Here is a 15286-nt window from a genome sequence, read left to right on the forward strand (position 1 = left end):
GCCCACTTTCGCAGCCGCGCACTTACGGAAAACTTACCGAAAACACTCGATCGCTCCGAACCATCAGTAAGAGTTCTGAAAGACGCATGGCCGGATAGTCCCGTCCCATGAGAGACGAGGACACCGCATGCTCCCATCCACCCATGACATTCCCGTTGCCTTCCTGCCCCTCCGGCGACTTGCGGCAGGCAGTGAGACGCTTCCAGGCCGTAAGCCGCGGTTGCTTGCGACCTGGCTTGTCATGACAGCGGCCTCGCTCCTCGCGGGCTGCGCGTCGATCATGCCCCAGGCTCTACCCGAAACCCTGCCCGGCAGCGCCGCGGCGCCCGTGGCCGAGCAGTGGCACGCTCCGTTGCCCCACGGCGGGCAGCTGACGGACCTGAGCCAATGGTGGGCCCAGTTCGACGATCCCCTGCTGCTGCATCTCATCGAGGCCGGGCAGCGAGTCAGCCCGACAGTGGCGCAGGCATCCGCACGCATCGCCGATGCCCAGGCCGCGCGCGTGTCGCAGAGCGCCGCCCTGATGCCCGCGCTGGATGCGAGCGTCAGCGCGAGCCGGGGACGATCGGACCTGGATGCGCCGGTCGGCACTTCATCTTCGGCAGGCTTGCAGGTCGGCTGGGAGCTGGACCTGTTCGGCGCAGGACGTGCCGGCGTCAACGCCGCGCAAGCCCGGCTCGAGTCCAGCCAGGCCGGTTGGCACGACGCCCGGGTCTCGATCGCAGCCGAAATCGCAACGACCTACGTCGAGCTACGCGCCTGCGAAGCCTTGGCCCAGCAGGTCGAAATCGATGCCCGATCGCGGGCGCAAACGGCACAGATCACCCGCCTGGTGGCGGATAAGGGCTTCCGGCCCCCGGCAGAGGCAGAGCTGGCGCATGCCAGTGCGGCGCAAGGCAACGTAACTCTGATCGAGCAGCGGACGCAATGCGAACTTCTGGTCAAGGCATTGAGTGCCCTTGCGGCCCAGGACGAAGCGGCGCTGCGCCGAGAACTGGCCACCACAACCGGCCGGCTGCCACGGCCGGCCGAACTCAGTGTCACGGCGATGCCGGCCGAGGTGCTGGCACAGCGCCCCGACATTCACGCGGCAGCGCGTGACGTAGTGGCGGCGAGCGCCGATTCGGATCAGGCGCGGGCGCAGCGCTGGCCTCGCATCACCTTGGCCGGAAACATCGGCACGACACGAATCGCCAGTGGGGGCATCAGCACCAATGGCAGCGTATGGAGTATCGGGCCGGTGACGGTAACGCTACCGCTGTTTGACGGCGGGACGCGACGCGCCAATGCACAAGCGGCACGCGTTCGCTACGAGGCCGCCACCACCGTCTATGCCGCGCGCCTGCGGGAAGCGATCCGCGATGTCGAGGACGCGCTGGTCATGCTGGACAGCACGGCCAAGCGCAGCGAGGACGCGGCCATCGCCGCCGATGGATTCGAACGCTCCTTCGAGGCCACCGAAGCCAGCTACCACGCCGGTATAGCCAGCCTGTTCGAGCTCGAGGACACGCGCCGCAGCATGGTTGCCGCGCAGAGCGCCGTGATCGAACTGCAGCGTGAGCGAATCACCGCCTGGATCCGGCTGTATCGCGCGCTAGGCGGTGGCTGGCCTGCAACCGAAGTGCATGCCGCACGCAGCGAAGCAGCGGTCCGATGAACGAATCAAGGAACACCACGATGAGCAAACCACGTTCATTCGCGGCCGTCGCGGTCGTTGCGATGGGCTTAACCGCAACGCTCGCCTGGGTCATGTATGACGCCAGGGTCGCGGAGGATGAAACCATAACGGTCGCGCAATCCGCACTGACCGTGGCAGTCACCACGCCTCGACCCACCATGCTGCCCACCATACTATCCGCAAACGGGGACATCATGGCCTGGCAGGAAGCCAGCATCGGCACCGAGGCAAACGGCCTGCGCCTGGCCAGCGTCGAGGTCAACGTGGGCGACGTCGTCCAGCGCGGCCAGGTGCTCGCGACGTTCGCGTCCGATACGGTGAACGCCGAACTCGCGCAGAGCCGCGCCGCCGTCGCCGAGGCCGAGGCGACGCTCGCCGAAGCCGCAGACAACGCACAGCGCGCCCGGGAGTTACAGGCGACAGGCGCGATGTCGGCACAGCAGATATTCCAGTACATCACGGCGGAGCGTACAGCGCAGGCCAGGCTGGAATCGACGCGGGCCGTCGAGAACACGCAGCAACTCCGCCTGGCCCAGACTCAGGTACTCGCCCCCGACGATGGCGTGATCTCGTCGCGCAGTGCCACGGTCGGCGCGGTGCTTCCCGCGGGTCAGGAACTGTTTCGCCTGATCCGGCTCGGTCGGCTGGAATGGCGGGCCGAGGTTGCCGCTTCCGATCTGGAGAGGCTGCAGCCCGGCCAGAGCGCCAGGGTCACCCTGCCGGGAGGTGGCGAGCTGGAGGGCCGCGTGCGCATGATCGCGCCGCTGGTGGATTCCGCCACCCGCAATGGCCTGGTCTATGTCGATCTACCGACAAGCGAAGCCGCCCGGGCGGGCATGTTTGCGCGCGGCGAGTTCGCGCTGGGAACACGCCAGGCCCTCACCCTGCCTCGATCCGCAGTGCAGATCCGCGACGGCTTCGGCTATGTGCACCGTGTCGATGAAGACGGCCGGGTGGCGGAATCGAAAGTCGCCCTGGGCCAGCACACGGGGGACCGGATCGAAATTCTCTCCGGGCTTGAGCCCGACACCCCGGTCGTTGCTTCGGGTGGGGCCTTCCTCGGCAACGGCGATCGCGTAGAGGTGGTCGAGGGGCTTGGCGAGGGAATTGCCGAGAGCATGGAAAGACTGGCGACATCGATATCGGCGAGGCAGCCATGACGCTCAATACCTCCTCCTGGGCGATTCGCAACCCCATCCCGGTCGCCCTGCTCTTCGTACTGTTGACCTCGTTGGGGCTGATGTCCTTCAAGGGCATGGTTATCCAGGACTTGCCGGATGTGGATATCCCCCGGGTGGTCGTCTCCGCCTCGCTGCCGGGGGCAACCCCCGCCCTGATGGAAACCGAAGTCGCCCGCAAGATCGAAAACGCCATTGCCACGGTGGACGGCGTCAAGCACATCACCACCACGCTGACCGATGGACACGCCGAGATCGGCATCGAGTTCCTGCTGGAAAAAACCATACAGGAGGCGGTCGATGACGTACGCGACGCCGTCTCTCGCATACGCTCGGACCTGCCCGCCGAGCTGCGAGACCCGATAATTCAGAATCGGGAGTTCTCTAACGATCCGCTTCTGCTCTACACGGTGACCTCATCCCAGTTGGACGAGGAGGCGCTGTCCTGGTTCGTGGATGACCGGGTCACCAGGGCGGTGTTGACCGTTGCCGGTGTGGGCTCGGTAAGGCGGATCGGCGGCGTCGATCGCGAAGTCCGCGTGGAGCTGCACCCGGATCGCCTGCTCGCATTGAACACGACGGCACTCGATATCTCGCGCCAGTTGCGCCAGGCACAGCTGGAAGCCCCCGGTGGACGCGCGAATATCGGCGGCGCCGAACAGGCCGTGCGCATCGTCGCCAACGTCGCCTCGGCGGCCGAACTGGCGGCGATGGAGTTGGCGCTCGGCGATGGCCGCCGCATCCGCCTCGACCAGGTCGCAAGCGTCACCGATACCGTGGCCGAGCGGCGTACGGCGGCGCTTCTCGATGGGGTGCCCGTCGTCGGCTTCGAGATGACGCGAGCCCGAGGCTACGGCGAGGTTGATGTGGCCGAAGGCGTGCAGTCCGCCATCGCGGCATTGCAGGCGCAATACCCCCATGTCGAGATCCACCAAGCCTTCGACTTCGTCGAGCCCGTACGGGAGAATTACCAGGGCTCCATACGCTTGCTGTACGAAGGCATGCTGCTGGCCGTGCTGGTGGTGTTTTTGTTCCTGCGCGACTGGCGCGCGACGCTGATCGCCGCCGTGACACTGCCGCTGTCGATCATTCCCACCTTCGGCCTCATGCACCTGATGGGCTTCTCGCTCAACGTCGTGACGCTGCTGGCACTCTCGCTGGTGATCGGGGTGCTGGTGGACGATGCCATCGTCGAGATCGAGAACATCGAACGGCACCTGCTGATGGGCAAGCCCCCTCGTCGGGCCGCTATGGATGCGGCAGCGGAAATTGGCCTGGCGGTGGTCGCCACCACCTTCACGCTGATTGCCGTTTTCCTGCCCACGGCCTTCATGAGCGGTACGGTGGGACGCTTCTTCTTCCAGTTCGGCTGGACGGCCTCGGTGGCGGTGCTGTTCTCGCTGATAGTGGCACGCCTTCTCACGCCGATGATGGCCGCTTACCTGCTGCGCAAACCCCGCCAAGCTCATCACCAGCCAAAGTGGATTGCCTACTATCTGGTCGGCGCCAGCTGGTGCCTGCGCCACCGCAAGACAACCCTCGTCGCGGCGGCAGCATGCTTCGCCGGCGGCCTATGGTTGGCATCGACCTTGCCGGGCGCCTTCATACCGCCCGACGACAATTCCCAGACCCAGGCGACACTCACCTTGCCGCCCGGAAGCACCCTGCCGGAAGCGATGCTGCTTGCCGAGCAAGCGCGCGCAAGGCTTGAGGAGAATCCCTATGTCACGCGTGTTTTCGCCGCCGTCGGGGGTACATCAAACAGCAGCGATGCCGAGGTGACCAGCCTGGTGCTGACCGTGGGCCTGGCGGACCGTGCCAGCCGCGCGGGCATCAAGCTGCAGGCGATCGAGCAGCAGCTGCGTGGTGCGCTCGCCACGCTTCCCGGTGTACGAACCCGCGTGGGAGCCGACGACTCGGGAGATACCTATGAGCTGGCGCTGGCCGGAGAGGACAGCCGGGTGCTCGCAGAGCATGCCCGGCAGGTCGAACGGGAGCTACGCGCCGTTCCCGGCCTCGGCGCCGTGAGTTCGACGGCCAGCCTGGTCAGGCCCGAACTCATCGTACGCCCCGATTTTGCCCGCGCCGCCGACCTTGGCGTATCGGCCCTGGCCATCGCCGACACGCTGCGCATCGCCACGGTGGGCGACAACGCCGAGGATCTGCCCAAGCTGAACCTCAGCGAGCGGCAGGTGCCGATGATGGTGCGCCTGGCGGATGTCGCCCGGCAGGACATCGCGACCCTCAGGCGTCTACCCGTCCCCGGTGCGAGGGGGATGGTGCCGCTCGAAAACGTGGCGACTCTCGAATGGAGCAGTGGGCCAGCGGAAATCACCCGCTACGACCGCCTGCGCAACGTCAATTTCGAGGTAGTGCTGCAGGGTCGGCCCCTGGGGGAGATAGAGCAGATCGTTCAGGCGCTGCCCAGCGTGCGCCAGCTACCGCCAGGCATTCACCAGGCGGCGGCGGGCGATGCAGAGGAAATGGCCGAAGTGGCAGCCGGTTTCGGTGTTGTCATGCTGACCGGCGTCCTGTGTATCTACATGGTGCTGGTGCTGCTGTTCGGGAGTTTCATGCAGCCAATCACCATCCTCGTGGCATTGGTGCTCTCCGTCCCGGGGGCTTTCCTGGCCCTGTTCCTCACCAATTCGGCCCTGTCGCTTCCCGCAATGATCGGCATGATCATGCTGATGGGCATTGCCACCAAGAACTCGATCCTGCTGATCGACTACATCATCATCGCGCGCCGGGATCACGGCCTGAGTCGCTGGGACGCGATCATCGATGCCTGCCGCAAGCGTGTCCGGCCGATCGTGATGACCACCCTCGCCATGGGAGCGGGTATGACACCGATTGCGCTCGGCTGGGCGGGCGACCCCAGCTTCCGGGCCCCCATGGCCTTCGTCGTGATCGGGGGCTTGATGACCTCCACGCTGCTGAGCCTGCTGGTCATCCCGGTGGTGTACAGCTGTGTGGACGACGCCGTGCAGTGGACCGCCAGGCGCTTCGGGCGGTCGACTCCTACGCCCGAGTCCCCCTATCCAGCGGATTAGAATAGCCGTGCAACCGTGGCCGCCCGGGATTTCTCACATGCTCCGGATATCCTGGGCGGGCAACAACAGCAGGAGCCCCAGGCAGAGTACGGCGGCTACTTGGAAAACGCCTGACATGTCCCAGTGCTTCGCACCTACCCCAGCGAGGGTGGGCGATATCAGTTGTCCAGCGGAAATGAGAAAGAAGGTCAAACCAAAACCTGCGGAAGGTGCCTCAGGAAAACAGCTGGCACTCCAGATACCGTATAGCGCGGTGATGAGAATAAACATGGCACCGAACACCACTGCCGATAGTGTGAGCACCAGCATGTCTCCACTCGCCATGGTAAGCATTGCGATCGAGACCGCAATGGCCAGCGACGCCCATTGCAACACCTTGGCCAGCCCGAAGCGAGTCACCAGCTCGCCGGCCAACCCACCCGCGACACCGGCGATACCGACCACCATCCAGAACATCACGCGCCCTGCATCAGACAGGCCATTCTCCCCCGCTATCAAATCAACGGAAAACGTCCAATAAACGGAAGTTACCAAGCCGAACAACAACGCGCCCAGCAGTAAATGGCGAACCGCCCTGTCTTTCAACTTGCGCCTCAGCAATACCCGCATGGGATCAGCGCGAGCATTATCCGCACATGCTTTGTCAGCACGTTCCTTATCATCGGCTTCGCTCGCATTGCCCGGCATTATCAGCAGGTTCCATAGCGTGGCAAACAGCGCGATAAAGGCAAAACACAACCAAGCCAACTGCCAACGAGGGCCCGCGATAAGTGCCAAGGGGCCAGATACCATCACCCCAAAGCTGGTACCCGTATTGATGATGGCATAGTAGCGACTCCGTTTTTCCGCACGACACAGCTGCTTGATCGCATCGGAAAGCGGTGGATAAGCCAGGCCTGGGCTACAGCCGGCAAGCGTGACACCCAGTGCCAACCACAGCGGATTATTCGCCAGGCCGATCAATGTCATGCCCAGCGTTGCCGTCGCTCCACCCAACAAGATCGGCAGGCGGACACTGAAGCGGCGCACCAGCAACGGACTGACGAGCGTTGCCAGCATATACCCCAGATAGGAAGCACTACCAATGGCACCCACAGTCGCCTGATCCAACGTGAAATCCTGCCTGATGGCAGGTACGAACAGGCCATAGGTATAGCGCGACAGTCCGTAAGTGGAAGCCACTATCAAGAGGCCGGCGCCGACCACATTGAAAGATGAGTTTCGCTTCAGCAGGATGGGTAGGCACCTATTCATAGGCCTAAGAAATTTCGCCACGTTCATGAGGGAGCATGTTGATGGAAGCCTTCAGCGCAGCCTCAATAGGCCAGTCCTGCATGAAATTCTGCGCTTGAACGATGGCGCCGTCGAAAAGCGAGTAGACCGCATCGACCAGCTCATCGTATCCGCCAGGTGTCATCGTATCCCGGTGCTGATCCAGAACATGGTTGGCAACAAACTGCCTGACTCGGTTCTTATGATCGCGCACGCAGGTCCTGACTGGGCTCTCCTCACTGCTGAACTCCCCGGCCATATTAATGAATCCGCAGCCACGGTAGCCTTCCTCGCAGATCTGGTCGTACCACATGGTGTACATGGCGGCGATACGTTTCTCGGCCGATTGGTGCTGGCCAACACGCTCCCCCAGCTGCTGCATCCAGTTCTCTTCGCGCTGCCTCAGCCAAGCAATGGCGAGGTCTTCCTTGCTCGGGAAATGGGCATAAAAACTGGCCTTGGCGACACCGGACTCGCTAATGATCTGGTTGATGCCCGTCGAGCAATAGCCCTGGCGGAAAAACAGCCGGCTGGCGGTCTCAATAATACGTTCGCGAGGCCGGGAAACCGGCGATGAATCCTTCGTCTTCATGAAGCGCCACCGAACAGACAAGTCTGTCTATCAAGGTGGCCACCATCCTCCGATGTGTCAAGGCCGGGCGCGTACTGGAATCAGCGCAAACCTCAAGCCGCAGACCTCTAGCCGTGCTCCGGGTTGCGATAGGCGCTTGGGGTGATACCAACTTGGCGGCGGAATACCTGCGAGAAGTGACCAGGGCTCGAATAGCCGACCTCCATCCCGATGTCGATGATGCTGCGGCCGGTGTCCAGCAGCAGCTGACGGGCTCGGTCCATGCGCAGCCGAATGAAGTATTGCAACGGTGGCAGCCCCGTCGCTCGCTTGAACAGCCGGCTGAAGTGGTACTCGCTCAAATGCGCTGCTTCAGCCAAGTCCGCGAGGGAAAAGGATTCGGCGAGGCGCTGCTCCATCAAGTCGATGACGCGACGCAATTTGTAGGCTTGCAGCGCGTTGCTGCGCCTGCCCAGGACCTCTGGGTCGCGGTAAGTGCGGACCAGATGAACGGTCAATGCCTGAGTCAGGCTGTGGACGAACAGTGAACTTGGCTCAGGCCTTTTGACCAGCTCCAGCCGCATCTGCTCGACCAGTATTCGCACCAGGTCGTCTCGTCCGCCGGAAACGTCGAGGAAGCGGATCGGGCCGGCCTGGCTACCCAGCAGGTTGCGGGCTGCATGATCGATCAGCGTATGAGTGAGATAGAGATGCATCACCTCGAAAGAGTCGCCCCTTCGGGTCTGCCAGCGCATCTCGTAAGGCAGCGCAGTGCTGGTCAGGAAAAAGTCCCCCTCCTGCACCTGCGTTGATTTCCACTCGCCGCCCAGCGCGCGCTCCTCGACCATAGCCGATCCGGACAGCACCATGACGAGCAGCGGTTCGGCCACGGCCGGAACCAATATGGGTTCAGCGATGCTGCGATGCGTGAATAGCTGCAGCACCACATCTTGCACCCCAAAGCGTTGCGGCAGGGCCAGGTGCTCGCTCGGCAAGCTTCGCAACATCGACTCGGCCGGGACTCGCAAGATGTCCTGAGGAGGAACGATAGACTCGTGCTCCTTCACGACGTTCGACCCATCAGCGCTGCTCCTCGGCGCAAAACCACGATAGCCGGCGCAAGCCTCCAAAAGCCGCTCCCGCCCTCCTGCGCGATAGTAAAACCGTCATTAACGACTGCACCCCGATGGGTGCTGGCCGGCGAAGGTTCGCGTGGCCCGTCTCTGGAGGTAAAACATGACTGACATCATAGACGCTGTTCCACAGGAAGTTGCAGGCAAGGTCGCCCTGGTAACGGGCGCTGCCAGCGGCATCGGTAAGGCCATTGCGTTGCTGCTGCATGCACGTGGCGCGAAGGTCGTCGCAGAAGACCTCAACCCTTCCGTCGAAGAGCTGGCCCGGCCGGGGCTGGTGCCCCTTGTGGCAGACATCACCCTGGACGGCGCCGCCGAACATGCGGTTGCCCTGGCGGTCGAGAAGTTCGGCAGGCTCGACATTCTGGTGAACAACGCAGGAATCATCATCAACAAGCTGGTGCAGGACATGACGCGGGAAGACTGGGAGCGCATTCAGGCCGTGAACGCGACTGCGGCGTTTCTGCATTGCCGCGAAGCCGTGAAAGCAATGAAGCCGAACAAGTCCGGCGCGATCGTCAATATCGCCTCTTATGCCTCTTACTTTGCCTTCCCGACCATTGCGGCATACACCGCATCGAAGGGGGCGCTGGCCCAGTTGACCCGCACGCTGGCGCTTGAAGTCATCGAGCACGGTATCCGTGTTAACGCCGTCGGGGTGGGCGATGTGGTTACCAATATCCTCAACGATGTCATGGAAGACGGCCCTGGCTTTCTGGCCCAACACGGTGAGGGCGCACCCATTGGTCGCGCGGCACAACCGGAAGAGATCGCTGAAGTGGTCGCTTTCCTGGCGTCGGAGCGCGCGAGCTTCATGGTCGGCTCTGTCGTGATGACCGACGGAGGCATGACCGTCACAGCGGGCTGAGGGAGGTGCCCCACCTCGTAGCCACTTGAGCCAACACATCATGGCGCGGTGGCGCCCCCCCCTGGATCAGCGAGGCGAACGTCTTTGCCGCGTCTGCCTCGCTGCAGTGGCCGCGTACCATCGCCGCCGTAAGTGCATCGCCCGCGCCGATCAGGCCGACGCAGCGTCATTCGAGCTCGGCATCGGCCAGCTCGCAGTATGGCTAACACCACGGCGAACAGTTAGGCGTAGCCCTGCTGCGATTTCCTTCGATACGTCGGTAATAAAAGGCAGACGCCCGTTTCAGGGCTTGCCGTCCGCGATCAATTCGCGGGTGCGTTTGAGCGTCGATAGCAAGGCGGCCTTGTAGCCCTTGTCGCTGTCGAACTGGGCCTGTTCGGCCTGCTCCTCAGTGCCGCCCGGCTCTTTACCACGCAGGCCGAGGTAGCAGTAAAAGCGAAGCTGGAGCGTCCCCGCCTCGTCCTCGAACAGTTCGTTGATGATCGCGCCTTCGCGGGGGCCCGTGGCTTGGAAGAAGGTGACCTTGCTTTCCGACTCCAGGGTGATGATCTCGCGCAGATCGGTGCCGGCGATGGTGGCCTCGCGCACGAAGTGCGTCGCGCTTTCCTCCACGACATCGCAGCGGGTGCAGAGGCCTTCGGGCAAGAACAGGCGGGCATCGCGGGCCTTAAGAACCAGGCCCTGCCACGCCTGCGCGCGGGTCAGAGTGGTTTCCCCTACCGGGTTCACGGGGAGGGTGGCGGTCGAATAGATCATGATGAGGTCCTTGTCAGGGTGAGTCGGCGTGACGCCGGCCTCAGGTTGAGGCCACGGCGTCGGTGGCGAATTCGCGATAGGAACGAAGCGGGCGACCCAGGAGCGTTGTCAGCCGTTCGACGTCGCCGGCTTCGGGGACCATACCCTCCGTGATGAAACGCTCGCTCATCAGGCGCATGTCGAAGGCCATCCAGCTTGGCATGAACTGCCGCAGGCTCTGCTCGAACGCGGCAGTGTCATCGCCTGGATAGGCGATCTTGCGACCCAGTACGTCGGTCCAGATCGCAGCGACGTCCGAGCCGGTCAGCGTGTCTGGGCCGACCAGGTTGATCCGCTCGAGCGGAAGCGGCACGGCCGACTGCTCGCGGCGCAGGAGCTCGATGGCCGCAACCTCGCCAATGTCGCGAGTGTCGACCATCGCCAGGCCCTTGCTGCCGATCGGCATCGGATAGATGCCGTATTCGGTCACCACGTCCTTGATGGTGAGGTCGTTGCCCATGAAGTAGGCGGGACGCAGGATCGTGGCGTTAAGATCCATCTGCTCGATCATGCGCTCCACGCCGTACTTGCCCGCAAAGTGCGGCACGTTCACGTAGCGGTCGCCGTGGATCACCGACAGGTAGACGATTCGCTTGATACCGGCCTCTTGAGCGATGTTGAGCGCGATCAGCGCCTGGGTGTACTCGTCGGGCACCACCGCGTTGAGCAGAAAGAGCGTCGAGACACCGGAGAAGGCATTGCGCAGCGAGTCCACGTCGAGCAGATCACCCTGGACGACGCCAACACTCGCCGGGAAGTTGGCCTTCGAAGTATCGCGAACGAGCGCGCGGACATCGGCACCGCGCTTGACGAGTTGTTCGACAACTTGGCGGCCGACAGTGCCGGTTGCGCCGGTAACGAGAATGGTCATGATGATTCCCTTGGGTTGCGGGTTGTTTACTGATACTGGTTTGGGCGTGAAAACGTCACGCGGCGTCGAAATGGTCGACAATTTTGTTCAGGCAGACCTTCATGTATCCCTTCCACTGGGTGCCTACGAAAAGCTTGAGTGGAATCGCCACCAGGCCGTTTCTTGCGTGAAACGTATAGGTCCACTTAGCCTGCGTTCCGCCTTCTACGGCCACGAACCACCATTGGCCGCATGCATGCGACATCAGGTGCTTCAGTGAAAAGCTCGGGTCGCTGACGCGGTACGCGAAAAAGGCTGGGCGGTCGTAATGCGTGAGGCCTTCGCGCACGGTACTGCCATCGAGAAGGTGCACGGTGCGTGTCGAGCCGGGCCGGTCCCAGGGACCAGAGACGTCCGAGGTCGACGCCACACCTGGCACGAGCCCGTAACCCGTGAGGATCTTTGGCAGCACGTCCTGTGCAGCAACGAAGTCGAAAACGTCTCCGATGTCGCCAGGGATAAAACGCTCCAGCGTGACTGCGATCCCCGGCCGTGCGGCGCGATGGATAGCAGCGTCGCCACTATCTCCATCCGAATGGTTACCGCGCGGCTCGTCGGCCAGGGAAGTCAGGACCAGTGTCTTAGCGCTTTTCATAAGAACTCCTTTGGTTCGGATTGCGTATGACCGAACAATAGAAGGTTTCATATTCAAAACAAAGACACTAAAATAGAGACGGTTCGTATCAAATTTGAGACGCTATGGATCTAAACGCCCTGAATGATTTCCAACTGGTGGCCGTTCACAGCGGCTTTGGAAGAGCCAGTCGCGCCAGCGGCAGGTCCAAGGCGACCCTGTCGCGCCGCGTCGCCGATCTCGAAGAAGCGCTAGGCGTTCGGCTCATCGAACGCGGTGAGCGCAGCCTGGAACTGACTGAAGCCGGACAATTGCTGCTGGCCAGAATCGAAGGGCCGATGCGCGAGGTTGCCGAAGCCGTAGCGGCGGCACGCGATGGCCTTGTGGCGCCCAGAGGCCGCCTGCGCATCGCGGCACCGCTGCTGTTCTCGCAAGTGGCGCTGGGACGGCTTGCCGCCGCATTCCAGGCGGTCCATCCCCAAGTTCAAATCGAAGTCGTGTCCGAGGACCGACTCGCCAACCTCATCGACGAGCACTTCGACGTCGCCATCCGCATCAATCCCCGTAAGGACAGCGTACTCGTCGGCAGGTGTTTCGCCCGGGACCGGTTGGTCCTCGTCGCTTCCCCCACTGTTCCAATGCCGAAGGGGGGTAGTGAGAAGCCGTTTCAAGTACCGGCCGTCGTGATGCCGACCTATCGCGACGGTGAGGTCTGGTCCGTCTGCGATAGCCAACTCATTGTCGAACCACAGCCCGTGCTACGGCTGTCCTCGCTCCTGACAATCCGCGATGCCGTTACCGCCGGCGCGGGGGTGGCCATGCTGCCGCAGTCCATCATCGGAAGCCTTCTTGAAAAAGGCGAACTGGTGTCCTGGGGCATGGCCGGCGACGAGGTCGAACTATGGGTTCTGCACACGTCTCGACGCTTGCAGAGCCCCAAAGTCCGGGCCTTTGTGGAGTTCATCTGCAACTATTACCCCAATGGATCCTTCGTCGTTCAGGCGTAATCGATGGGACGCGATCATCGATGCCCTAGACCTGGATGTGATCGGACAACGGCAGGCTGCGGACCCGTTGCTGGGTAGCGGCGAACAGCGCGTTGGCCAGTGCAGGCGCGAGCGGGGGAATGCCCGGCTCACCGACCCCACCCAGCGGCGAGCCGATCTCGACGATACTCACCGACACCGATGGCGCCTCCCCGATGCGCAGCAGCGGGTAGTCATGGAAATTCGACTGTTCGGCGCGGCCATCATTGATCGTCACCTTCTGCCTCAGTGCCATGCCGAGCGCATCGATGACAGAGCCCTGCATCTGCGCCTCCACCTGGTCCGGATTGATCGCACGTCCGCAGTCGATAGCCACATGGACTCGCTCCACATCGATGCCATCGTCGTCGACGCGAGCCTCGACCACTTGAGCGACGTAGGAGCCGTAGCTCTCGACCACCGCCAAGCCGCGTGCGATGCCCTCCGCCGCCGGCTCGTCCCATCGCGACATTTCAGCCACTCGGTCGAGAACGGCAAGCATCCTCTCCTGCCCTTCGCTGTGGCTTCGGCGAAACTCGAGCGGATCCCGACCCGCGGCCACCGCGCATTCGTCCATGAAGCTTTCGAAGAAGAAACCGTTGAAGGAGTGAGCGATAGAACGCCAGGGGCAGAGCGGGATCGGCAGATCGACCACCGCGTGGTCCACGACAAAGTTCGGAATGACATAGCGCATGTCCGACAGCCCGCCGAGCGAGAAAGGATCGAAGTTGGCGAGGTTGCCCGTCGCCTGTGCCCGCTGCTCCGGATCGATACCGTATTCGCGGCCCATCTGCGGCCCGGCGACGCGAATGCGCATGCCGGTGATGTTGCCGGCATCGTCCAGGACTGCCTGGAAGCGGCACCTCATCGTCTGGCGGTACTGGCCCTGCCTAACGTCGTCCTCGCGCGCCCAGAGCACCTTTACTGGCCGGCCGCCGACGGCGCGACTGGCCAGCGCTGCCTGGAGGGCGATCTCGCCATGGGTCTTGCGGCCGAAGCCGCCTCCCAGGTAGGTGGTATTGATGAAGAGCTGTTCGGCCTGTACCTGCAGCGCGTTCTCGAGCGTCATGCGGACGACGTCCTGGCCCTGGGTACCGATCCACAGCTCCGTTCGTTCCTCGGTGGATTCAGCGGTGCAGTTGATCGGCTCCATGCACGCATGGGCGAGCAGCGGCACCGAGTACTCGGCCTCGACGACCTGACCATCGGTCGACAGCGTTGCCTCGGCGTCGCCACGCAGCGTCGTGACCGGCACATCGGCTCGCTCCAGGCCGTCGCGAAACATTCCGTCTATCTCGTCCGTGGAGAGCGTATCCGCCGGCGTCGGAGTGAAGGTGATTTCCAGCGCGTCGGCTGCCCGCTTGGCCTGCCACCAGGAGTCGGCAACGACCACCGCGCCGCGCGGCACGCGAACCACTGCCACCACGCCCGGCATTTCCGAGACGCTGCCCTCGTCGATCGACTCCACCTCGGCGGAAAAGACCGGGGCGAGTCGCACGGCGCCATACAGCATGCCTTCGCGCTCGACGTCCACCGCGTACACCGCTTTTCCCGTTACCTTCAGCGGTGTATCGAGGCGCGGCACCCGGCGTCCGGTCAGCGTTCGCTCGTCGTCGGGGCGCAGTGTCGGCTCCTCCGGCACCGGTAACGACGAGGCGTCCTCCACCAGCTCACCGAAAGGGATTCTCTGGCCGCTGTTGGAATGCACGATGAAGCCGTTCTCGGCATGCAGCGCCGCGGGTGCTACATCGAGGCGCTCGGCCGCCGCCTGGGTCAGCATTTCCCGCGCCTGGGCGGCCGCGAGGCGCAACGGATCGTGCCAGTAACGGATGCCGAACGAGCCCACGGAGCGCATCTGGCCGGTGAACGTAACCCTGTAATCGGGCGTCGGCTGCTTCGGCATCTCGACGGCGATGCTCGACCAGTCGGCGCCAAGCTCCTCGGCGAGTATCTGGGCCTGCCCCGTATGGGTTCCCTGGCCCATTTCGCTGGTGGGCAGCACGAAGGTCACCTGACCACTCGTGTCGATGCGGATAAAGGCCTGCGATATGCGTGCATCCTCGCTCTGCTGCGCCCATGCCGGCAGCCGAAGGGGAACGACGAGGACGACGCCAGCCGCGGCAGCGCCTGCCAGGAAGGATCGACGGGTAAGGGAGAAATCTTGCGGTTTCATCGTTCTACCTGCGCCTCGGTAAGCGTAATGGAAATGGATCGATGGAAAACGGATCT

Annotated in this window: 12 protein-coding genes; 5 read left to right on the forward strand and 7 right to left on the reverse strand. The window is 63.3% G+C overall.

Annotation, left to right across the window (positions count from 1 at the left end; translation table 11 throughout):
- The first annotated feature begins 127 nt into the window (after positions 1–127).
- From SPH52_RS02230 to SPH52_RS02240, 3 genes are read left to right on the forward strand one after another with little or no spacing between them, the layout of a single operon-like run.
- The gene (locus tag SPH52_RS02230) at positions 128–1657 is read left to right on the forward strand and encodes an efflux transporter outer membrane subunit (RefSeq protein WP_411793371.1); all 1530 of its coding nucleotides are present in this window, start codon (positions 128–130) and stop codon (positions 1655–1657) included.
- A gap of 20 nt (positions 1658–1677) precedes the next feature.
- On the forward strand, positions 1678–2838 hold the full coding sequence (locus SPH52_RS02235) for an efflux RND transporter periplasmic adaptor subunit (protein ID WP_411793372.1): 1161 nt from the start codon (positions 1678–1680) through the stop codon (positions 2836–2838).
- Positions 2835–5909 carry an efflux RND transporter permease subunit gene (locus tag SPH52_RS02240; protein WP_411793373.1) on the forward strand — a complete coding sequence of 1025 codons (3075 nt, stop codon included), beginning with the start codon at positions 2835–2837 and terminating at the stop codon, positions 5907–5909. Before SPH52_RS02235 ends, SPH52_RS02240 begins: the two co-directional genes overlap by 4 nt.
- Before the next feature lie 33 nt (positions 5910–5942).
- On the opposite strand, the gene SPH52_RS02245 is transcribed toward SPH52_RS02240, so the two are convergent.
- From SPH52_RS02245 to SPH52_RS02255, 3 genes are all read right to left on the reverse strand, one after another.
- Positions 5943–7190: an MFS transporter gene (locus SPH52_RS02245; RefSeq protein ID WP_411793374.1), complete on the reverse strand. Its 1248-nt coding sequence runs from the start codon at positions 7188–7190 to the stop codon at positions 5943–5945.
- A complete protein-coding gene (locus SPH52_RS02250; RefSeq protein WP_411793375.1) occupies positions 7168–7773 on the reverse strand; it encodes a TetR/AcrR family transcriptional regulator in 606 nt (201 codons plus the stop codon). The genes SPH52_RS02245 and SPH52_RS02250 overlap by 23 nt, the downstream gene beginning before the upstream one ends.
- 107 nt (positions 7774–7880) lie before the next feature.
- Positions 7881–8819, reverse strand: coding sequence for a helix-turn-helix domain-containing protein (locus SPH52_RS02255; RefSeq protein ID WP_411793376.1), 939 nt, complete (start codon positions 8817–8819; stop codon positions 7881–7883).
- A 169-nt stretch (positions 8820–8988) separates the two neighbouring features.
- On the opposite strand from SPH52_RS02255, the gene SPH52_RS02260 reads away from it, so the two are divergent.
- Complete coding sequence (locus SPH52_RS02260; RefSeq protein ID WP_411793377.1) at positions 8989–9753, forward strand: SDR family NAD(P)-dependent oxidoreductase; 765 nt, start codon at positions 8989–8991, stop codon at positions 9751–9753.
- A 282-nt stretch (positions 9754–10035) separates the two neighbouring features.
- On the opposite strand, the gene SPH52_RS02265 is transcribed toward SPH52_RS02260, so the two are convergent.
- Genes SPH52_RS02265 through SPH52_RS02275 form a run of 3 tightly spaced genes read right to left on the reverse strand, consistent with a single transcriptional unit; the run spans position 10036 to position 12053 of the window.
- Positions 10036–10509 carry an SRPBCC family protein gene (locus SPH52_RS02265; protein WP_411793378.1) on the reverse strand — a complete coding sequence of 158 codons (474 nt, stop codon included), beginning with the start codon at positions 10507–10509 and terminating at the stop codon, positions 10036–10038.
- Positions 10510–10549: 40 nt separating this feature from the next.
- Positions 10550–11419, reverse strand: a complete 870-nt coding sequence (locus SPH52_RS02270) for an SDR family oxidoreductase (protein ID WP_411793379.1) — start codon at positions 11417–11419, stop codon at positions 10550–10552.
- 55 nt (positions 11420–11474) lie between these two features.
- On the reverse strand, positions 11475–12053 hold the full coding sequence (locus tag SPH52_RS02275; protein ID WP_411793380.1) for an SRPBCC family protein: 579 nt from the start codon (positions 12051–12053) through the stop codon (positions 11475–11477).
- Between the two features lie 104 nt (positions 12054–12157).
- Between SPH52_RS02275 and SPH52_RS02280 the strand changes: the two genes are divergently transcribed.
- Positions 12158–13039, forward strand: coding sequence for a LysR family transcriptional regulator (locus tag SPH52_RS02280; protein ID WP_411793381.1), 882 nt, complete (start codon positions 12158–12160; stop codon positions 13037–13039).
- Positions 13040–13064: 25 nt separating this feature from the next.
- On the opposite strand, the gene SPH52_RS02285 is transcribed toward SPH52_RS02280, so the two are convergent.
- Positions 13065–15230 (reverse strand): molybdopterin cofactor-binding domain-containing protein, encoded by a 2166-nt coding sequence (locus tag SPH52_RS02285; protein WP_411793382.1) that lies wholly within the window; start codon positions 15228–15230, stop codon positions 13065–13067.
- Positions 15231–15286: the final 56 nt, after the last annotated feature.

Source organism: Halomonas sp. A29 (assembly GCF_046723295.1).
Lineage (GTDB): Bacteria > Pseudomonadota > Gammaproteobacteria > Pseudomonadales > Halomonadaceae > Halomonas.